Origin of the sequence: Janthinobacterium algoris (assembly GCF_051380935.1) — a bacterium.
In the GTDB taxonomy this organism is placed as follows: domain Bacteria; phylum Pseudomonadota; class Gammaproteobacteria; order Burkholderiales; family Burkholderiaceae_D; genus Janthinobacterium.
The window spans coordinates 43,387-64,833 of sequence record NZ_JBNYXZ010000002.1; the positions used below are offsets into that span (position 1 = coordinate 43,387).

Annotated in this window: 14 protein-coding genes; 6 read left to right on the forward strand and 8 right to left on the reverse strand. The window is 61.5% G+C overall.

All coding sequences use genetic code 11. The features are described 5' to 3' along the window. The first annotated feature begins 497 nt into the window (after positions 1-497). Entirely contained in the window at positions 498-1,076 is a 579-nt protein-coding gene (locus ACQ4W7_RS03100) for a hypothetical protein (protein ID WP_436528367.1), read from the forward strand. Positions 1,077-1,100: 24 nt separating this feature from the next. Here the strand turns inward: ACQ4W7_RS03100 and ACQ4W7_RS03105 are convergent, their stop codons facing one another. The 7 genes from ACQ4W7_RS03105 to cyoA all read right to left on the reverse strand — a co-directional run bounded on the left by ACQ4W7_RS03105 (position 1,101) and on the right by cyoA (position 7,875). Then, positions 1,101-1,637, reverse strand: coding sequence for a response regulator transcription factor (locus tag ACQ4W7_RS03105; RefSeq protein ID WP_436528369.1), 537 nt, complete (start codon positions 1,635-1,637; stop codon positions 1,101-1,103). Further along, positions 1,627-2,976 carry an ATP-binding protein gene (locus ACQ4W7_RS03110; protein ID WP_426071185.1) on the reverse strand — a complete coding sequence of 450 codons (1,350 nt, stop codon included), beginning with the start codon at positions 2,974-2,976 and terminating at the stop codon, positions 1,627-1,629. The genes ACQ4W7_RS03105 and ACQ4W7_RS03110 overlap by 11 nt, the downstream gene beginning before the upstream one ends. Then, positions 2,960-3,793, reverse strand: coding sequence for an SURF1 family protein (locus tag ACQ4W7_RS03115; RefSeq protein WP_436528371.1), 834 nt, complete (start codon positions 3,791-3,793; stop codon positions 2,960-2,962). The genes ACQ4W7_RS03110 and ACQ4W7_RS03115 overlap by 17 nt, the downstream gene beginning before the upstream one ends. Further along, positions 3,790-4,176: a cytochrome o ubiquinol oxidase subunit IV gene (cyoD, locus tag ACQ4W7_RS03120; protein WP_219134397.1), complete on the reverse strand. Its 387-nt coding sequence runs from the start codon at positions 4,174-4,176 to the stop codon at positions 3,790-3,792. The genes ACQ4W7_RS03115 and cyoD overlap by 4 nt, the downstream gene beginning before the upstream one ends. Next, the gene (gene cyoC / locus ACQ4W7_RS03125) at positions 4,173-4,811 is read right to left on the reverse strand and encodes a cytochrome o ubiquinol oxidase subunit III (RefSeq protein WP_071077269.1); all 639 of its coding nucleotides are present in this window, start codon (positions 4,809-4,811) and stop codon (positions 4,173-4,175) included. The genes cyoD and cyoC overlap by 4 nt, the downstream gene beginning before the upstream one ends. Further along, a complete protein-coding gene (gene cyoB / locus ACQ4W7_RS03130; protein WP_426071187.1) occupies positions 4,804-6,807 on the reverse strand; it encodes a cytochrome o ubiquinol oxidase subunit I in 2,004 nt (667 codons plus the stop codon). Before cyoB ends, cyoC begins: the two co-directional genes overlap by 8 nt. An 84-nt stretch (positions 6,808-6,891) precedes the next feature. After that, positions 6,892-7,875, reverse strand: coding sequence for a ubiquinol oxidase subunit II (gene cyoA, locus ACQ4W7_RS03135; RefSeq protein ID WP_436528374.1), 984 nt, complete (start codon positions 7,873-7,875; stop codon positions 6,892-6,894). A 217-nt stretch (positions 7,876-8,092) separates the two neighbouring features. Between cyoA and ACQ4W7_RS03140 the strand changes: the two genes are divergently transcribed. The 5 genes from ACQ4W7_RS03140 (at position 8,093) to ACQ4W7_RS03160 (ending at position 18,228) form a co-directional block, all read left to right on the forward strand. Then, complete coding sequence (locus ACQ4W7_RS03140) at positions 8,093-9,439, forward strand: MFS transporter (RefSeq protein WP_426071189.1); 1,347 nt, start codon at positions 8,093-8,095, stop codon at positions 9,437-9,439. 349 nt (positions 9,440-9,788) lie between these two features. Further along, entirely contained in the window at positions 9,789-13,262 is a 3,474-nt protein-coding gene (locus tag ACQ4W7_RS03145; protein WP_436528876.1) for a response regulator, read from the forward strand. Next, a complete protein-coding gene (locus tag ACQ4W7_RS03150; RefSeq protein ID WP_426071190.1) occupies positions 13,262-14,143 on the forward strand; it encodes a CheR family methyltransferase in 882 nt (293 codons plus the stop codon). The genes ACQ4W7_RS03145 and ACQ4W7_RS03150 overlap by 1 nt, the downstream gene beginning before the upstream one ends. Further along, on the forward strand, positions 14,133-15,323 hold the full coding sequence (locus tag ACQ4W7_RS03155; RefSeq protein WP_426071191.1) for a hybrid sensor histidine kinase/response regulator: 1,191 nt from the start codon (positions 14,133-14,135) through the stop codon (positions 15,321-15,323). Before ACQ4W7_RS03150 ends, ACQ4W7_RS03155 begins: the two co-directional genes overlap by 11 nt. A gap of 7 nt (positions 15,324-15,330) precedes the next feature. Then, positions 15,331-18,228: a response regulator gene (locus ACQ4W7_RS03160; protein WP_436528377.1), complete on the forward strand. Its 2,898-nt coding sequence runs from the start codon at positions 15,331-15,333 to the stop codon at positions 18,226-18,228. Here the strand turns inward: ACQ4W7_RS03160 and ACQ4W7_RS03165 are convergent. Then, positions 18,225-21,425, reverse strand: a complete 3,201-nt coding sequence (locus ACQ4W7_RS03165) for a PAS domain-containing protein (RefSeq protein WP_436528379.1) — start codon at positions 21,423-21,425, stop codon at positions 18,225-18,227. The genes ACQ4W7_RS03160 and ACQ4W7_RS03165 overlap by 4 nt on opposite strands. Positions 21,426-21,447: the final 22 nt, after the last annotated feature.

Genomic DNA, 21,447 nt, shown 5'->3' on the forward strand with positions numbered 1-21,447 from the left:
TGTATACTTTCCCGAACAATCAGTAAACTGCCCCTGACAGCAAGCGGAAAGGCATTCGCTCGAGAACTTTCGAAACGAGCGCTTTCCGTTTTGAAGCGGGTAATACGGCACAACAGCGATTTCAAGCATTCCATTCATCTCAATTGACACTCTGTCTTAAAAACCGCCTGTCACCACCGTTTTTTTCTACACTCATGTTTCCATTAATGAATAGAAATATGGAGTGATTTTTTTATGGGCCAGCAATACTGTTGCGGAAGCAGGCAAACGGATGCCATAGTGGTTTTGACATGATAAACAATGACTTCAAAATGAATATGATGAATATGTTGAATATACATGCCAGCAAAAAAGCGGGGCTTCTGCTGGTTTTTTGCGGCGCTGCGGCGCAGGCTTGCGCTGATACGGATCAAGCCGTAGAGCAAGCCGGGCAGGATGCGGCAGCGTCAGTCAATGTAAAAGGCATCCGGGATCCGGACTGGAAGCCCTACAGTGCCATGCTCAAGGGCGTCAAACGCTTCGAGGAAAAGCATGCGCTGGCGCCAGACGCGGAGCTGCGCTTCATTCTGGAACCGCGCCGTCCCGATGTCGACATGCACGCCATCGCGCTCCGGCTGGAAAGCGATGAGGCGGGCATGGTGATACCGCTGGGAGAGCGCAATATCTTCACCTTGCCCGTCGAGCAGGGTCCGCTGTATGACAAGGCCGAGCTGACCGTGAATCGCAAGGCGGGGTCGGTCAGGTGGATTCCCTACATCCGCAGTGCGGCGACCAGCGACACGACGCGCCGCCTGGGCGACCTGCGGCTGGCCTGCGAAGTCCATTGGGCCATCGACAAGGACACCTTGCCTTTCGCCATGCGCACCGCGATGAGCGCACTGGGCGGGCCGTGCAATTTCGTGTCGCAAAAGGGAACCTACAGCTTTTCCGAAGCGCGGCGCATCACGGCTGCGACGATCAGCTTCAACGGCAAAAGCGCGCCCGTGCCCTTCAGCGGTTCGTCGTTCACGCCACCGTTACGGGAGCAGGACTGGAGCGACGACAGCCTGCTCGAACTGACGTTCGATAACGATTAGACCGCGCAGGGGCTACCGCAATGTCTACTTCACCCGCTGCTTTTCCAGCTTGCGCGCCAGGGTGCGCCGGTGCATGCCCAGCCGGCGTGCCGTTTCCGAGATATTGAAATCCGTCTCGGCCAGCATTTCGTGGATGCGTTCCCATTCCAGGGTCTTGATATTGGTGGCGCGGTTGCTCAGTTCGATGTCGGCGTTGCCTGCCACGTGGCCGAACGCCGCTTCGATGTCGTCGGTGTTCGACGGTTTTGCCAGGTACTGGCAGGCGCCCAGCTTGATCGCTTCGACGGCCGTGCCGATGCTGGCGTAACCGGTCAGCACGACGATCAGCATGTCCGGGTCGTGCTGGTGCAGCATTTGCACGCAAGCCAGGCCGGAAGTGTTGCCATTGAGTTTCAGATCGACCACGGCGTAGTCGGGGCAATGCAGTTCCAGCAAGGCGCTTGCTTCGTCGAAATTGGTGGCCAGGATGACTTGGTAGCCACGCCGCTCGAACGAGCGGCCCAGGGTGCGGGCAAACGCGGCGTCGTCTTCCACGATCAGTAACAGACGGTCATCCTGCATGGTTGTCGCTTTCTCTTTCCAGTTTGATGGCCGCCAGCGGCAAGGCCAGGTGCACCACCGCCCCGCCCTGCACCCTGTTGCGCGCCGTCACCGTGCCGCCCAGGGTACGCGCGACATTCACCACCAGGAACAGACCGAGGCCACCGCCGGGTTTACCCTTGCTGCTCTGATATGGTTTGCCCAGGTGCGTCAGCATCGACGGCTCGAAGCCGGGGCCCGCATCGGTAATCACCAGGTGCAAGGCGTCCGCTTCGCGCGTGGCTTCGAAGCGCAGCCAGTCTGGCGACGCTTCCAGCGCATTGTCGAGCACATTGCAGATGGTTTGTTTCAGAGTCGAATCGAAGACGACAGGGACGTCATGCTCGATGCGGTTATCGTACTCGAAATCCTGGATCGGGCGGCTGCTGCGCCATTCTTCCACCAATTCGTTCAAGAAAGTATTGATCGTCGTCTTGACGGACGATTCGCCGCGCGCCTCGCCCGCCGACAGCAGGATGCCGCTGACGATGCTCTTGCAGCGCCGCAACTGCGCCTGCATTTCGGTGATTTCTTCCAGCAATTCGCTGTTCTTGCTCAATTCCGGCATGCGGCGCCAGTCGCCGAGGATGACGGACAGGGTCGCCAGCGGCGTGCCCAACTCGTGCGCGGCGCCCGAGGCCAGCAAGCCCATGCGGATGATGTGCTCTTCTTCCGCCGCGCGCTGGCGCAAGTCGGCCACCTTGGCGTCGCCGGCGCGCTGGTTGCGGTTGATGCGCGTGATGAACAACACCAGCAAGGCGGCGTTCAAGATGAAACAGATCAGCAAACCTTGCACGTACAGGCTGGAAAAGCCCCGCTCGGGGTCGATCGGCAAGATCAGGGGGCCGGGCAACAAGGCCAGGCCGCCCAGGCACAGGCTGGTGATGGCCACCATGATCCAGGTCGACCACACTTCCAGCAGCACGGCACTGAGGATGACTTGCAATAAGTACAGGAAGGCAAACGGATTGCTGATGCCGCCGCTCAGATAGAGCTGGGCCGTCAGCACGGTAACGTCGACCAGCAAAGCGAGGAACAGGGCCGTGTTGGAGACGGGCTGACGTTCGTGCCAGCGCAAGAGACTGGCCAGATTGAAGGCGATGAGGCAGGACAGCACTTCGAGCATGTAAGGCACGGGCAAGGCGATGCCCAGCCCCACGCCCACGCCGAAGATCGTGCTGATCTGGCCGATCACGGCCAGCCAGCGCAACTGGATCAGCAGCTTCATGTTCTGGTGACCGGCCGGATGTTCCATCTCGGCCGCCACCGCACCGCGTTCTAGTACCTCGCGGTTGGGCAGGATTTCAATCCTGCCCGGCATGGTCGCTTTCCTTGCGCTGGGCGCCACGGGCGCGGCGCCGCCGGCTTTCGCGCACGATCCACCAGCTGATGCCAGCTACCATCAAGGCCAGGGCAAACCACGTCAAGGCGTACACGAGGTGGTTGTTGTGGAAGGAAATCACGGTCAAGCCGCCGACGGGTGCATCGCTGGCCGTTTCCGATTTTCCCTTCGCATCGACAAAATACGGTGCCACCTTGTTCAGCATGTGCGAAGCGCCGATGGCGGCCACGTCGCGCGAATACCAATGCTGGGTGGCAGGACTGTTTTCGCGCAGGAAACCGCCGCCCGTCTCGCTGACGCGTAGCAAGCCGTCGACGTGCACGATGCCGGCCGGCGTGCTGGCGGCGATGCCCTCGCGTTTCGGCACGAAGCCGCGGTTGACCAGCACGGTGCTGCCATCGGCCAGGCGCAATGGCGTCAACAGCCAGTAACCGCTGCCCAGTGCCGTCGTTGCCTGCACCAGGGTATTGAAAATGGGGAGATACGTACCGGAGAGTCGCACATGGCGGTATTCATCCGTTTGTGGCGTAATGCTGGCCCAGGCTGCAGGCCCAGGTGCGTCCGTTGCGGGCGCATGTACGCGTTGTTCGACGCGCTCGATCAGGTCAAGCTTCCAGAACAGGCGCTTGACTTGCCAGGTGCCCAGGGCACAGAAACCGGCAAACAAGATCCCCGCCAGCAAAGCTAATGCAATTTTTGAATAATGCACAGCCATGCCGCGTGGGCCTGGCGCGGCATCTTGCGATGCGGCGCCAGGGGCGCGCCCGGTGTTGCTTGGGCGCGGTTGACTCATCATGGAGCCGTTTTCGTATGCATGTACTCAGGCATCAGATCCGGCATCATGTTGTGGTTCATGTGGTACATGACCCACAGGGAACCGGCCATGGCAATACCCACAATCATGATGGTGAAGATCAAGGCCATCATGTTCCAGCCGCCTTCAGACTTGGTGTTCATGTGCAGGAAGTACACCATGTGCACCACCACTTGAACAGCCGCGAACGCCAGCAGGACCAGGCCCATGGTGCCCGAGTTGGTGATGACTTTCGTCATCACCAGCCAGAACGGAATGGCCGTCAGGATCACCGACAGGATGAAGCCGATAGTGTAGCTTTTCAAGCTGCCATGATCGTGTTGGTCATGGTGGTGGCTATCGCCGTGTGTGTGGTGGTCGCTCATGGCAGCACTCCCATCAGGTAGACAAAGGTGAAGACGCCGATCCAGATAACGTCCAGGAAATGCCAGAACAGTGACAAACACATCATGCGACGGCCGTTCTCCGGTGTCAGGCCATGCTTGTTCAACTGGAACATCAAGGTCACGAGCCAGATCACGCCGAACGTCACGTGCAAGCCGTGGGTACCGACCAGGGCGAAGAACGACGACAGGAACGCGCTGCGCTGCGGACCGGCGCCTTCGTGGATCAGATGTATGAATTCATACATTTCCAGCGACAGGAAGGCCAGGCCGAACAGGCCCGTGATGCCCAGCCAGACCAGGGTGCTGCGCAACTGCTTGCGCTGCATGGCCAGCATGGCGAAGCCATAGGTGATCGACGACAGCAGCAGCATGGCCGTGTTGACGGCCACCAGCGGCAGGTCGAACAGCGCGGCGCCCGTCGGGCCGTCCGCGTAGTTGCGGCCCACCACGGCGTACGTGGCGAACAGACAGGCGAAGATCAGGCAATCGCTCATCAGGTAAAGCCAGAAACCCAGCAAGCTGCCGTTTTCCGGGTGGTGCTCGCGCACAAAGTAGCTGCGCGTGCTTGGTGCGGCGCCAGCGGCGCCGGTGTTATGGGCGATGGTATCAGACATGGCTGCTCAGCAATTTAGTATAAGCGTCTTCGGTACGGACCACTTCTTCCGCAGGAATGTAGTAATCGCGCTTGTAGTTAAAGGTATGGACGATGATGGTGACCATCATGATCACGAAGCCAATACTGGCGACGAGCCACATTTGCCAGATCAAGCAAAAACCGACCAGTGCGGAGAGTGCGGCAATCACAAAACCAGCCCAGGTGTTCTTAGGCATGTGGATCTTCGTGAAACCGGACGTCGGACGCTGGTAAGCGTGTTTCTTCATGTCAGTCCATGCATCGAGTTCGTGCACTTGTGGCGTGAAGGCGAAATTATAGTCTGGCGGAGGCGACGACGTCGACCATTCCAGCGTACGGCCACCCCATGGGTCACCGGTGACGTCGCGCAGGGCGTGACGGTTACGGTAGCTGACGACGAACTGGATCAGCATGGAGGCGATGCCCAGTGCGATCGAGACGGCGCCAAACCAGGCGATGATGGTCCAGATTTGCAGCGATGGATCTTCAAAGTGGTTGACACGACGGGTCACGCCCATCAGGCCAAGCACGTACAGCGGCATGAAGGCCAGGTAGAAGCCGACGAACCAGAACCAGAACGAGCACTTGCCCCAGAACGCGTCGAGCTTGTAACCGAAAGCTTTCGGGTACCAGTAGTTGATCGCAGCAAACACACCGAAGACCACGCCGCCGATAATCACGTTATGGAAGTGGGCAATCAGGAACAGGCTGTTGTGCAGCACGAAGTCAGCTGGCGGTACGGCCAGCAGCACGCCGGTCATGCCGCCGATGGTAAAGGTGACCATGAAGCCGATCGTCCACAGCATAGGCAGTTCAAAGCGGATACGGCCGCGGTACATGGTAAACAGCCAATTGAAGATCTTCGCGCCCGTCGGGATCGAGATGATCATCGTCGTGATGCCGAAGAAGGAGTTGACGCTGGCGCCCGAACCCATGGTGAAGAAGTGATGCAGCCATACCAGGTACGACAGGATCATGATGACGCAGGTGGCGTACACCATCGAGGCGTAGCCGAACAAACGTTTGCTGCTGAACGTGGCGACGACTTCCGAGAACACGCCGAACAGCGGCAAGATCAGGATGTAGACCTCTGGGTGACCCCAAATCCAGATCAGGTTGACGTACATCATGGCGTTGCCGCCCAGTTCCGTCGTGAAGAAGTTAAAGCCGGCAACGCGGTCCAGCGACAGCATGGCCAATACGGCCGTCAGTACCGGGAAAGCGGCCACGATCAGGATGTTGGTGCACAGTGCGGTCCAGGTGAAGACGGGCATTTTCATCCAGGTCATGCCAGGCGCGCGCATCTTGACGATGGTGGCGATCAGGTTGACACCGGACAGTAGCGTCCCGACCCCGGCAATCTGCAAGGACCAGATGTAATAGTCTACCCCCACGTCCGGACTGCCGACGATGCCCGACAGCGGTGGATACGCCAGCCAGCCCGTGCGGGCAAATTCGCCGACGAACAGCGACGCCATGACCAGGACGGCGCCCATGGTGGTCATCCAGAAGCTGAAGTTGTTGAGGAACGGGAAAGCCACGTCGCGCGCGCCGATTTGCAGCGGCACCACGTAGTTCATCAGACCCGTCACGAAAGGCATAGCGACGAAGAAGATCATGATCACGCCGTGGGCGGTGAATATCTGGTCGTAGTGATGCGGTGGCAGGAAGCCGGCATTGTCGCCAAAGGCGATCGCCTGCTGGGTACGCATCATGAGCGCATCGGCAAAGCCACGCAGCAACATGACCAGACCCAGGATCATGTACATGATACCGATTTTTTTATGGTCGATACTGGTGATCCAGTCGCGCCACAGGGTACCCCAGACGCGGAAATACGTCAGTGCCGCAACGAGTGCGATACCGCCCAGGGCGACCATGGCAAAGGTCGCCAGCAGGATAGGCTCGTGAAGTGGAATTGCACTCCAATTCAGACGGCCGAAGATAAGCTTCGTCAGATCAATATGGTCTAGCATTGTTACTCTCAGAGAAAAAAGGGAGGCGCCAGGCAAGCGGCGCCAGTATCTGCAGCGCAATGCGCTGCAGGATTCATGCAGTCATTACTTGGCTTGAACACCCTTTTCAACCACTGCATCGCTAGCGACTAATGGCGTGACAAACGCTACCGGGCTATTTGCCATCGACAATTTGTATGGCTCGACCGGCGTCACGCACAGGGCGTCGGAAACGATGGTGCGGTTCAGGATTGCCTTGTACAGATCGTTAGGTACGGCGCTGTAGCGGCGCACCGGATCGCGTTCGCTCGGCTGGGCCAGCGACAGGTAGTCGTCGCGGTTCAACGCGCCGCCACCGGCACGTGCCGATGCCACCCACTGATCGAAGTCCGCATCATTCACACCGTGGAACTTGAAGCGCATGCCCGAGAAACCGGCACCGCTGTAGTTCGCCGAGAAGCCCTTGTAGACGCCAGGCTTGTTGATGACGGCATTCAACTGCGTTTCCATGCCCGGCATGGCGTAGATCTGACCTGCCAGTGCGGGGATGAAGAACGAGTTCATGACGGACGAGGCGGTGATCTTGAAGCGGATCGGACGATCAACGGGCGCGTACAGTTCATTCACGGAAGCGATACCTTGCTCGGGGTAAATGAACAGCCATTTCCAGTCCAGCGCCACGACCTCGACAATCATCGGCTTGTGGCTGGCAGGAATCGGGCGGTTGGCGTCGATACGGCTCAGCGGACGATAAGGATCGAGGGTGTGGGTGCTGATCCAGGTCAGCAAGCCCAGCACGATGATGATCAACAGGGGCGCGCCCCAGATAATCAGCTCGAGGCGAGTCGAGTGGTCCCAGTCCGGCTCGTATTTGGCCGCGGTATTGTTTTTTCTATAGCGCCATGCGAAAAGCAGGGTCAGGGCGATTACCGGAACGATAATCAACAGCATCAGCAATGTGGAAATGACAATCAGATTGCCTTGCTGAACTGCGATGTCACCGGACGCATTCAGTACCACCGTATTGCAACCAGCCAACAATGCGAGAGGTAAAAGAAGCAGTCCGCGACGAACTTTTAATGAAAACATACAGGAAAGTCCAGTACAGGGGATGAAGATATGGTACTGTATTCTCACTGGAGCGCGTTGGCAATTGGACGTTTTGTCCACCCCCTTGCTCGGATTTTCAACAGGTATGCGCGCAGTTTTCCTACGGCTACCTGATGAATAGTCCTACTCCGGGCGTGAGACACCCGGGGTATGTTACGCGTTGGCCGAACTCGAAACTATATTGGAGACGATCATCATGTCCAGCACACGCATACACAGCGGGGATGTACCCGCCGACTTTTCCCCCCATTCCCTGCGCGACGCAAGCGGGGCCGGCACGGTTGAATCGCATATCGACCCTGGTGAGATCGCCGTCGGCGTGATCATCGGCCGCGCTTCCGAATATTTTGACTTCTTTGTCTATGCCATCGCCTCGGTGCTGGTGTTTCCGCGCGTCTTCTTTCCATTTGAAGAACGCCTGGAAGGCACATTATATGCCTTCCTGATTTTCTCGTTTGCCTTCATCGCCCGTCCGTTCGGCACCGTGCTCTTCATGGAGATCCAGCGCCGCATGGGGCGCAGCGCCAAGCTGACGATCGCCCTCTTCCTGCTGGGCGTGTCGACGGCCGGCATCGCCTTCCTGCCGACCTATTCGCACCTGGGCTTTGCCGCCATCATCTGGCTGTCCGTGCTGCGCATCGGCCAGGGCGTGGCGCTGGGCGGCTCGTGGGATGGCTTGCCATCGTTGCTGGCTCTGAACGCGCCGGAAAACAAGCGCGGCTGGTACGCCATGCTGGGCCAGCTGGGCGCGCCCGTCGGCTTCCTGATCGCCGCCGGCCTGTTCTGCTTTATGCTGGTTAACCTGACGGATGAAGACTTCCTCGATTGGGGCTGGCGCTATCCTTTCTATGTCGCCTTCGCCATCAACGTGGTGGCCCTGTTTGCCCGCCTGCGCCTGGTGTCGACGAATGAATATGCGCGTCTGCTGGACGAACGCGAACTGCAGCCCGTGAGCGTATTTGAAATGAGCCGTGGCCAGGGCCGCAACGTGCTGATCGGCGCCCTCGCCGCTTTGGCCAGCTACGCCCTGTTCCATCTGGTCACGGTATTCCCGCTGTCGTGGATTTCCGTCTACCAGACGCGTTCGGCATCGGACTTTCTGCAAGTGCAGATGGTCGGCGCCGTGCTGGCCGCCATCGGCGTGGTGATTTCCGGCTTGCTGGCCGACAAAGTGGGCCGCCGCACCACCCTGGGCGTGTTGGCCGTACTGATCGCCATCTTCAGCGCCTTCGTGCCGACCCTGATGGGTGGCGGCAATACGGGCCAGGACGTGTTCATCCTCGTGGGCTTCAGCCTGCTGGGCCTGTCCTACGGCCAGGCAGCGGGCGCCGTGACGGCCAACTTCCCTGCCCGCTTCCGCTACACGGGTGCGGCCCTGACATCCGACTTGGCCTGGCTGGTGGGTGCCGGCTTCGCCCCGCTGGTGGCGCTGGGCCTGTCGGCCAACTTCGGCCTCGCCTATGTCAGCTTTTACCTGCTGTCAGGCGCCGTCGCCTCGCTGGCCGCCCTGAGCCTGAACCGGGCACTGGAAATCCGCGACTGACATATATATAGTGTAGCGCGCAACGCACTCAACAACGCCGGCACCGTCCGGCGTTTTTTTATACCGCCGCTGCTGCCTGACGCCACGCTCACTGTCACGCCAGCTGCCGCCCGTAAGGAAGCCGCCACCACTTGCTTCTCAAGGTGCGAACGGCCAATCTCTTTGCTCTGCCGCCATCGTCGTCAGCTCGATTCCCCTTTGCTTTCATCTGTGCGCTGCCGCGCATTGCATGACCTTGCAGATCGGCAATTGTCCGCAAGGCTGTTATGCTAGCGCACGCTTTGCTTGAGCACCAGAAACTTGCATTTCAATTAAAATTGTTTTTTCGCGACAGCCTTACACGGACATGATGAATACCAAGACCCCGATCGACTCCTTCAGCTTTCGCAGCATCCTCGCCCGCAACGTGACCTTGCCGCTGGTCATCGGGGTCGCCACAGCCCTCGTGTTCGTCGGCCTGATCGCCTACCTGCTCTCGGCCCTGCGCTCGGTCGAACACTCCGAACGGGTGATCGGCAATGCGAACGAGGTCATGAAATTGTCGGTCGACATGGAAACAGGCATGCGTGGCTACTTGCTGACGGGCGATGAGACGTTTTTGGCGCCGTATAAATCGGGCAAGGCCAAAATCGCCGTGGAAATGACTACCCTGCAAGACCTGGTGTCCGCCAGCGCCATCCAGACGGACCGTTTGCGCCGCATCCGCGCACTGCAAAACCAGTGGATGGCCTATGCGGAAAGCGTGATCGCCCAGCGCCGCAACAACCAGGAATTCCTCGCCCGCGTGCGCCAGGGCGAAGGCAAGCTGGAATTTGACGAAATCCGCCGCGAATTTCTCACCTTCCTGTCCATGGAACAGCGGCTGCGCCAGGAACGGGCCGATACGGCCGAGAGCCGCACCATCCTGGCCGTGGTGGTGTTCCTGATCCTCAGCCTGGGCTCGTCGGGCATGCTGGCCTACTTGGGACGGCGTGAGCTGCTGCGCCTGTCCGATATCTACAACGATGCGCTCGAGCAACGCGGCAAGGACAACGATATGCTGCAGGAGCAAGCCTGGCTGCGCACGGGGCAGACGGAGCTGGCGGCCCACACCAGCGGCCAGCTGGGCCTGCCGCAGCTGGGACGGCACGTGCTGGACTTCCTCGCCCATCGGCTGGAAGTGGCCGTGGCCACCCTGTACGTCATCGACGAGGATGGCAGCCTGCGCCGCACGGCCGTGTACGGTTTCAACGAACAAGGTGTGAAGGATAAGCAAGTTTTCAAGCTGGGCGAAGGCTTGGTGGGCGAGACGGCGCGCGAGAAAAAACTTAAACATGTGCGCCAAGTGCCCGAGAATTATCTGACAGTGACGTCGAGCCTGGGCCGCGGCGCGCCGCTGGAACTGATCTTAACGCCTGTCAATAATGAAGGCGTCGTCAACGGCGTCATCGAACTGGGCTTTACGCATCCCGTCAGCGCCCGCGCCAAGGAATGGCTGAACTTGATTGCAGCGAATGTCGGCACCTCGCTGGAAGCGGCCCTGTACCGCCAGCGCCTGCAAAATGTGCTGGAAGAAACCCAGCAATTGAATGAAGAGCTGGAAGTGCAGCAGGAAGAATTGCGCACGGCCAATGAGGAGCTGGGCGAACAATCGCGCGTACTGGAACAGTCGCAAGCCCACCTGGAAGAGCAAAAGGCGGCGCTGGAGCAATCGAACGAGCAGCTCGCCGTGCAAGCCCTGTCGTTGGATCAGAAAAACATGGCGATCGGCCACGCGCACGCGCAGCTGGAAGCCCGCGCGGAAGAGCTGCAGCGGGCCAGCCGCTACAAGTCCGAATTCCTGGCGAATATGTCGCACGAGCTGCGCACGCCGCTAAACAGCTCGCTGATTCTGTCCAAGCTGTTGTCGGACAACACCAGTGGCAACCTGACGCCGGAACAGGTGACGTTTGCGCAAACCATTTATTCGGCCGGCAACGATTTATTGACCCTCATCAACGATATCCTCGACATTTCCAAGGTCGAGGCAGGCAAGCTGGAATTGACGCCGGACGCCGTGCCCTTCGACGAACTGCTCAGCAGCATGAAGATGCTGTTTGGTGCCCAGGCGCAGCAAAAGAAACTGATTTTTGACGTCAAGCTGGCGCCCGATGCCCCGCTGTCCTTCGTCAGCGACCGCCAGCGCCTGGAGCAAATCCTGAAAAACCTGCTGTCGAACGCCATCAAGTTTACCGATACGGGCACGGTGTCCCTGCACGTGAGCAACGATGCGGCCGGCCAGGTACGCTTCCAGGTGCAAGATTCGGGCATCGGCATTGCCGACGACCAGCAGCAAAAGGTGTTCGATGCCTTCCACCAGGCCGACGGCACCACCAGCCGCCGCTATGGCGGCACGGGCCTGGGCCTGTCGATTTCGCGCGACCTGGCAGCCTTGCTGGGCGGCAGCATCGACCTGGCCAGCACGCCAGGCCAGGGCAGCACCTTTACGCTGGTGCTGCCGGCAGTCATGCCGGCACGCCTGGTGGAAGCGGTGACAACGCTAGCTGCAGCGCCGCAGCCGCCCGCCGCCGCCGCGCCCAAGTCGGCGCCCGCCGCCAAGCCCGTGCCGCTGCCCACCTTCCAGGATGACAGAAACAGCGTGCCGGCCGGCAAGACCGGCCAGCGTTCCGTGCTGGTGATCGAGGATGAACCCTCGTTTGCCGGCATCCTGTTCGACCTCGCGCATGAAATGCAATACCGCTGCCTGGTGGCGCACGGCGCCGATGAAGGCTTGCGCCTGGCGGAAGAATTTCTACCCGACGCCATCCTGCTTGACATGGGCTTGCCGGACCGCCCGGGCTTGCTGGTCTTGCAGCAGTTGAAGGAAAACCCGCTGACGCGCCACATTCCCGTGCACATCGTGTCCGGTAATGACCAGATGCAGGAAGCCATGCAGCTGGGCGCCATCGGCTACGCCACCAAGCCGCGCACGCGCGAGCAGCTGAAGGAAGTGTTCCGCAAGCTCGAATCGAAATTCACGCAAAAGATGAAGCGCATCCTGCTGGTGGAGGACGACGCACGCCAGCGCGAAAGCGTGGTCCACCTGATCAGCGACGACGATGTGGAAATCACGGCCGTGGCGCTGGGCGAGCAGGCGCTGGAATTGCTCAAGACGCAGATTTTTGATTGCATGATCATCGACTTGAAGCTGCCCGACATTCAGGGCAACGAATTGCTCGAACGCATGGAGCATGAAGAACTATGTTCGTTCCCGCCCGTCATCGTCTACACGGGCCGCAACCTGAGCCGCGAGGAAGAGGCGGATCTGATGAAGTATTCGCGCTCCATCATCATCAAGGGCGCCCGCTCGCCCGAGCGCCTGCTCGACGAAGTGACTTTGTTCCTGCACAAGGTGGAATCGGAACTGTCGAGCGAGCGCCAGGGCATGCTGCAGCAGGTGCGCAGCCGCGAACGCGTCTTCGAAGGCCGCAAGATTTTGCTGGTGGATGACGACGTGCGCAATATCTTTGCCCTGACGAATGCGCTGGAACAAAAAGGCGTGGTGGTGGAAATCGGCCGCAACGGCTTCGAAGCCATCAGCAAGCTCAACAGCATGGACGATATCGACCTCGTATTGATGGATGTCATGATGCCTGGCATGGATGGCCTGGAAGCGACGCGTCTGATTCGCGCCGATGGCCGCTACAACAAGCTGCCCATCATTGCGATTACCGCCAAGGCCATGAAGAATGACCAGGAAGAATGCCTGCAGGCGGGCGCGTCCGACTACCTGGCCAAGCCGATCGACCTGGACCGTTTGTATTCGCTGCTGCGCGTGTGGATGCCGAAGATGGAACGCATGTGATGTCCCTGAGCACCACGGACGCGCAACTGCATGCCCTGATGGATGCGATCTGTCAGCGCTACAGCTACGATTTTCGCGACTATTCCCTGCCCTCGCAGCGGCGCCGCCTGAATCAGGCACTCGAGCGCCTCCACTGCGCCGACTTGCCCGCCTTGCAGCAACTGGTACTGGACGACGCTGGGGCCTTTGGCAAGCTGCTGCAGATTTTGACCGTGCCGGTCACGCAAATGTTCCGCGACCCGGCTTTTTTCCTCGCCTTGCGCGAACACGTGGTGCCCGTGCTGAAAACCTACCCGTCGCCAACGATCTGGGTCGCCGGCTGCTGCACGGGCGAGGAAGCGCTGTCGCTGGCCATCGTGCTGCACGAGGAAGGCTTGCTCGAGCGCAGCACGATTTACGCCACCGACATCAATCCGCAAGCGCTGGCCACGGCCGCGCGCGGCGTGTATCCGCTGCACCGCATGGCCGACTACGGCGACAACTACCTGGCTGCGGGCGGCCTGGGCCAGCTGGCCGACTACTACACGGTCGAGCATGCCACGGTGCATTTCCAGCAGCGCTTGCGCGACAGGATCAACTTTGCCGACCACAGCCTGTCCACGGACAGCGTTTTCATTGAGACGCAATTGATTTTCTGCCGTAACGTGTTGATTTACTTCAATAAAACCTTGCAGGAGCGGGCCCTGAGCCTGTTCCACGACTCGCTGTGCCACCGGGGTTTCCTGGGACTAGGCAGCAAGGAAAGCACGCATTTCACGCGCTTTGCCGCCGACTTCGAGCCATTGCCGGGACCCGAAAAGCTCTACCGCAAGCGTGCACCCTCGCACGCCGCTTCCCACTACGCTGGACGGCAGATGCCAGAAATGAAACATGATGAATGAAACAAGTACCAAATTGCTGATCGTCGACGACTTGCCGGAGAACTTGCGCGCACTCAATGCACTGATCCGTGAGAGCGACCGCAGCGTCTATCAAGCGTCGTCGGGCGAAGAAGCGCTGGCACTGCTGCTGGAACACGATTTTGCGCTGGCCATCCTCGACGTGCAAATGCCGGAAATGGATGGCTTTGAGCTGGCGCAACTGATGCGCGGCACGGAAAAGACGCGCCACATTCCCATAGTCTTCGTCACGGCGGCCGGCAAGGAAATGAATTTCGCCTTCCAGGGCTATGAAAGCGGCGCCGTCGATTTCCTGCACAAGCCGCTCGACATCAATGCCGTGCAAAGCAAGGTCAACGTCTTCGTCGCCCTGCACCAGCAGCGCAGCGAGACGCGGCGCCAGGTGCAGGCGCTGGAACACAGCCGCCAGCAGCAGGACGCATTATTAAAAGAACTGCGCGCCACGCAGGCTGAGCTGCAGCGCTCGCTGCGCCTGCGCGACGAATTCATGTCCATGGTGGCGCACGAACTGCGCACCCCCCTGAACACGCTGTTCCTGGAAACGCAGATGCGCACCGTCAACCTCGAACGGGGCAACCTGGCCGCCTTCGAGCCGGATAAGCTGAACAAGATGGTGGCGCGCGACGGGCGGCAAATCCGCAGCATGGTGCGCCTGATCGACGACATGCTCGACGTCTCGCGCATCACTAGCGGCAAGCTGTCGATCCGCCGCGAAGCCGTCGACCTGACCAGCCTGGTGCGCAGGGTGGCCGACGACCTGGGCCCATATGCGGCCGCCACGGGGAGCGTGCTGGAAGTGCTGGCTTTCGAACCGATCCAGGGTTTCTGGGATGCCTTCCGCATCGAGCAGATTGTTGTCAACCTGATCAGCAATGCCGTGCGCTACGGCCAGGGCCAGCCCGTGGAAATCAGCCTGGCGCACACGCAGAACAGCGCCGTCATCGAAGTGCGCGACCATGGCATCGGCATTAATGCACGCGACCAGGAACGCATCTTCGACGCCTTCGAGCGCGTCATGCACCAGGACCGCACGGGCGGCCTGGGCCTGGGCCTGTTCATCACCAAGCAGCTGGTCGATGCGCATCGCGGCGCCATCACCCTGCAAAGCCAGCCCGGCAATGGAGCCCTGTTCAGCGTCACCCTGCCGCTGGCCGGAAGCTAAGGCCGGCATGAGCAGCCCCCTTGCCCCCCGCAGCCAGGCCGGCACCAGCGGCGTGGCTTTTCTGCTGCAACTGGAACGCCGTCTGCGCCTGCTGCACGACACTGGCGAGATTCTCTGCGTGTCGGCGCAGCTGCTGGGACAGCGCCTGGGCGCCCAGCAAGTGGCCTGTTTCGATATCGACCAGACCCTGCAGTGCCCCACCCTGCAGCATGCGTGGAGCGACGGCCTGGCACCGGGCGCCGCCGGCGAATATTTCTTGGGCGATTATGCGGCCCGCTTGACCGATGCGCTGGCCGCCGGCCAGACGCTGGCCGTCAGCGATGTGGCGAGCGACCCGCGCACGGCCACGCCGGACGCGCTGGCCACGTTTGCGCGTTTGGGCATCCGTGCCTTCCTGAACATTCCGATTGCCAAGGATGGCCGGTTGGGCGCCCTGTTCGTCGTGCACAGCCGCGCGGCGCGCCTGTGGCACGCGGACGAGATCGACTTGGCTGTGCAAGTGTCGGAACGGGTCTGGTCGACCATCCTGCGAGCCCAAGCGGAATCACGCTTGCGCGCCCTCAGTGCCAACATGGAAACGCAAGTGGCCGAACGCACGCGCGAATTCGGCCGCACCTGGAACGTCAGCCCCGATTTGCTGGGCGTGCTCAACCTCGACGGCTATTTCGAGCACTCGAACCCCGCCTGGCAAGCCACCCTGGGCTGGTCGGCAGAGGAAATTCGCACGACAAAATTCCTGGAACTGATCCACCCGGAAGACTTGCTACGCACCCATGCAGCTTGGGAGGCTGCCAACCAAGGCCAGCCGGCGCTGCGTTTCGAAAATCGCTACCGCCACAAGCTGGGCGGCTGGCACTGGCTGTCCTGGGTCGCCGTGCCCGAGGGCGAGAAGGTGTATTGCAGCGCACGCGACATCACCGTGGAAAAAAAGCTGGAAGCGGACCTGGCAGCGCGCAACAGCGAGCGCGAGCGGCTGTGGCGCAGCGCGCAAGACCTGATGGTGGCCATCGATGCCGAGGGCTGCTTTGCCGCCGTCAATCCGGCCGCCAGCGCCATCCTGGGCTGGCTGCCCGAGGAAATGCTGGGCCGCAGCCTCTTCGACTTCGTGCTGCCCGAGGATGCCGTCGCCACGCGCCAGGCGCTGGCACAAGTGACGCACGAGGCCATGCCCAGCTTTGAAAACCGCTACCGGCACCGCGAGGGTGGCCACCGCTGGCTATCCTGGTCGGCGGCGCCCGAAGGCGACCTGATTTTTGCCACCGGGCGCCATGTCACGCTGGAAAAAGAGGCGCAAAGCACCTTGCGCAACATGCAGGAATCGCTGCGCCACAGCGAGATGGCCCTGTTGCAATCGCAAAAGCTGGAAGCGCTGGGCAAGCTGACGGGCGGCGTGGCCCATGATTTCAATAACGTCCTGCAAATTATCTCCGGCAATCTACAATTGCTGCAGCTGACCCTGGACGACGACCCGCTGGCCGCCAAGCGCATCGCCAGCGCCTCGGCCGCCGTGGAACGGGGCGCCAAGCTGTCGGCCCAGCTGCTGGCCTTTGCGCGGCGTCAACCATTGAAACCGCTGGTGACGGACCTGGCGCACCTGCTGCGCTCAACGGAAGAGCTGCTGCGGCGCGCCACGGGCGAAAGCATCGAGTCGCGTTTGCTGCTGGCCGACGACTGCTGGCGCGCCCTGGTCGACCCGCACCAGCTGGAAAACGTCATCCTCAACCTGGCCATCAACGCGCGCGACGCCATGGCTGGCCAGGGCCAGCTGACCATTGAACTGAGCAACAGCGTGCTGGGCAGCGACTATGCGGCGCGCCATGCGGACGTGACGCCCGGCGACTATGTGCAGCTGGCCGTCTCCGACACGGGCACGGGCATTCCCGCGGAACTGCTGGACAAGATTTTCGAACCGTTCTTCACGACGAAGAAGGAAGGCGAAGGCACTGGCCTGGGCCTGTCCATGGCGTACGGCTTCCTGCGCCAGAGCGGCGGCCACTTGACGGTGGACAGCCTGCCCGGCCATGGCAGCACCTTCCGCATCTACCTGCCGCGCTCGCTCGAAGCGGAAACGGAACTGCCGCTGCAGTTGAGCGGCCCCGTGCTGGGCGGCCAGGAAACCATCCTCGTCGTGGAAGACGACGTGCAAGTGCAAACGACGGTGGTGGACATGCTGCGCGGCCTCGGCTATGACGTGCTGCGCGCCAGCGATGGCGAAAGCGCGCTGGCCATCATCGGCAGCGGCGTCCCCATCGACCTGCTGTTTACGGATGTGGTGATGCCAGGCAAGGTCGCCAGCACGGCACTGGCGCGCCAGGCCCGCATGCTGCTGCCGCAGCTGGCCGTGTTGTTTACCTCGGGCTACACGCAAGACGCCATCATGCAGGGCGGCCGATTGGAGCCGGGCGTCGAGTTGTTGAGCAAGCCGTACCGGCGCGAAGACCTGGCGCGGCGCATCCGCCACTTGCTGGCCAACGGGCGCCACGTGACGGCGCTGCACCAGTACCGCGCGCAGCTGGCGCCGCAGCCGCCCGCGCCGACGCGTCCGGGTGTGCGGCCGGGTGGGCGTCACATCTTGTTGGTGGAAGACAATGGCGACGCGCGCGCCATGACGAGCGAACTGCTGACCATGCTGGGACACACGGTGCTGGCCGTGGGCACAGCCGAGGAAGCCTTGCCGCTGCTGGACACGCCGGGACTGGAACTGTTGCTGACCGATATCAGCCTGCCGTCCATGTCAGGCGTCGAACTGGCCGAACTGGTGGCCCGCGAGCAGCCACAGCTGGAAGTGGTATTTTCCACCGGCCATGCACCGGCCAATTCCGGCGTGCTGGACCCGGCCGCGCGCTTCCTCGTCAAGCCATTTACCGTCGAGCAATTGCAGCAAGCCTTATTGCCGCCAACTTAGTAAACGTCAAGCCGGCGCGCCTTCAGTGCGTTGGCCAACTCTTCCAGGCCAAACGGCTTGCGCAGGAAGCGCGCGCTGGCGTCCTGCATCAGACTGGCGCCCCAGTCGTGCCCGGAAGCAAACACCACCTCCAGCTGCGGCCAGTGCGCGCGCGCATGGCGCGCCAGTTCCAGGCCGGACATGGTGGGCAGGCTGATGTCCGTCACCAGTATGTCCAGACCCGGCATGGCCAGCAAGGGCAAGGCTGCCTCGGCGCTGGCCACGCCATGCACGGTATGGCCCAGCATATTCAGCATTTCCGTCGTCATTTCCCGCGCATCGTCATTGTCTTCCACCAGCAGGATGCGCCGCCCCGACGGGTCGGGCGCGCCCACCAGGCGGCGGTCGGCCAGCAGGTGGCGAATGCGCCGCGCCAGGTCTTCGCGCTGGTAGGGCTTGCTCAACAGCTCCACGCCCGGGTCCAGGCGCCCGCCCTGCATGATGGCGTTGTGCGTATAGCCTGAGGTAAACAACACGGCCAGCTCCGGCAGCAGCCGCCGGGCCTGCTGCGCCAGTTCCTTGCTGCTGACGGGACCCGGCATGACCACGTCCGTAAACAGCAGATCGATGGCCACGCCCGTGCCCAGCAGGGCCAGCGCCGAGGCACCATCGTCCGCATGCAGCACGTCGTAGCCCAGGCCGCGCAACATGTCGACCACCGTGTGCTGAACAGGAGCATCATCTTCCACCACGAGGATGGTTTCGCCGCCGCCCAGCACGGGGCCCGTCAGGCCCGGCGGTGGCTCGGCCAGCTTTTCCAGCGAGCGCGGCAAATAAATCTTGAAAGTCGTGCCGGCGCCCGGCGCACTGTGCACCTTAATGTGGCCCGCGCTCTGGCGGATGAAGCCGTAGGCCATGGACAGGCCCAGGCCAGTTCCCTCGCCTTCGCGCTTGGTGGTGAAGAACGGCTCGAATATCTGGTCGATCACGTCGCGCTCCATGCCATGGCCCGTGTCGGTGATGGTCAGCAACACATACTGCCCCTCCAGCACATCGGCATGCAGACTGGCGTAGGCGGCATCGAGCGTGACGTTGCTCAAGGTAAAAGTGAGGCGCCCGCCCTTGTCCATTGCGTCGCGCGCGTTGATGGCCATGTTCAGCAACACGTTTTCCATCTGGTTCGGGTCGACCAGGGTATGCCACAAGCCGTCGCTGATAAAGGTTTCCTCGGAAATAGCTTCGCCCAGGGCGCGGCGGATCAGCTCATGCATGCGGCGTAGCAAACGCCCCAGGTCCGTCACCAGCGGCCTCAAAGGTTGACGCCGCGCAAAGGCCAGCAGTTGCGACGACAGCTTGGCGCCCCGCTCGACAGCCGAAGCTGCCGAAGCGAGACGCCTGGCCGCCTGTGGATTGTCGGCCACCGTCAGCTTCAACAACTGCAAATTGCCCGAGATAATTTGCAGGACGTTATTGAAATCATGGGCCACGCCGCCTGTCAGCTTGCCAATCGATTCCAGCTTTTGCGCCTGCAATAAAGCTTGCTCGCTGCGTACCAGCGCCAGCCGCGCCTCTTTTTCATCCGTGACGTCGCGGCCGATGGCATGGATCAGCTTTTGCGCCGGCACGGCCGTCCAGGAAATCCAGCGGTAGCCGCCATCGCGGCGCCGGTAGCGGTTTTCCATGCGCAAGGTGGGCGCGCCGTGGGCCAGGCGCGACAAGTCCTTCAGGGCCGCCATGCGGTCGTCGGGATGCACAAGGCTGATGAAATCCATACCCAGCGACTCGATTTCCGGCCGGCCCAGGATCTTGCTCCAGGCGGGATTGACGGCGATGATCATGCCAGCCAGGTCCGCCACCAGCATGATGTCGGTCGACAGCCGCCACATGCGGTCGCGGTCAGCCGTGCGGTTGGCCATTTCCACTTCCAGCGAGGAATTCAGGTAGGCCATCTTTTCCAGCACGTTCTTCTGCTCCTGCACGTCCGTATTCGTGCCTACCCAGCGCAGCACCTTGCCTGCCTCGTCGAACAGGGGCAAGGCGCGCGCCAGGAACCAGCGGTAAGCGCCGTCACTGGCGCGGCGCATGCGGAACTCGTATTCGTAGGCGCTGGCCGTGGCGACGGCCCGTTCCCAGCTTTTCTGCGTGGCTTGCACGTCGTCCGGATGCACGCAATGGCGAAAACCGCTGGACACCAGGGACTTCATCGATTGCCCCGTGTATTCGCACACCTGTTCGTTGACCCAGTAGGTGGCGCCGCTGCCATGCGCCAGCCAGGCCTGGTTGGGCATGGTCGAGGCCAGCGAACGGAACTGCGCTTCGCTGTCGAGCAAGGCATTGCGCGCCTGCCAGTGCTCGTCGATATCCTCGCACGAGCCATACCATTTTACGGGCTGGCCGCGCTCGTCTTGCCGGCAATACGCGCGCGAATGTACCCAGCGGTACAGGCTGTTCTGACGGCGCACGCGCATTTCCGCATCGAAAGGCTGACCGCTACCGACGGATTCGCTCCAGGCCGCCAAGGAATGGGGCACGTCGTCGGGGTGGATGGCTTCCAGCCAACTGGTACCAAGGCCGCTGCCTCCCGTCCATTCGCGCCAGCGCTGCGCCACGTAATCGAGCTGGCCGTCGACGTCGGCCGTCCACAGCACTTGCGTGTTGAGTTCGATGGCGTAATGAAAGTGTTCGCGGCTGTCGTGCAGGGCTTTTTCCAGCAGGCCCCGCTCGATGACATGCGCGGCCACGCGCGCGGCCAGCGCCAGCAGTTCGATCTCCGGTTGCGTAGGATGGCATGGCGCCTGGAAAAACAGGCCCAGCACGCCCAGGATATGCCCCTTGGCGCCGAAGACGGGAGCCACCCAGCAGGCGCGGTAGCCTTGCAGCAGGGCTTCCTTGCGTCCCGCGCTCCAGTGTATGTCGCGCGTGATGTCGCCGCAATACACGGGCGCGCCGGAAAAGGCGGCCGTGCCGAACGGCGATGGCTGGTCGCCGCCGTGGCGCAAGGCCAGGCACAGGTCTTGTGGCAGGCTGGGCGCGGACAAGCCGCAAAAACGGTCGGTCTCGTCAATCAGCACCAGGCAGGCATGCGCGCCGCCCTCGGCCAGGTCTTGCAGCGCCAGCAACAAATGCTCTAATGCATGGGCCAGGTCGGCGCCTGCCGCGATGCTGCCCAGCGCACTATGCTCGGCGTCCAGCAATGAAAGAATGTTGTTTGCGTGCACCGTGTCGATAAGGGGAAAACTG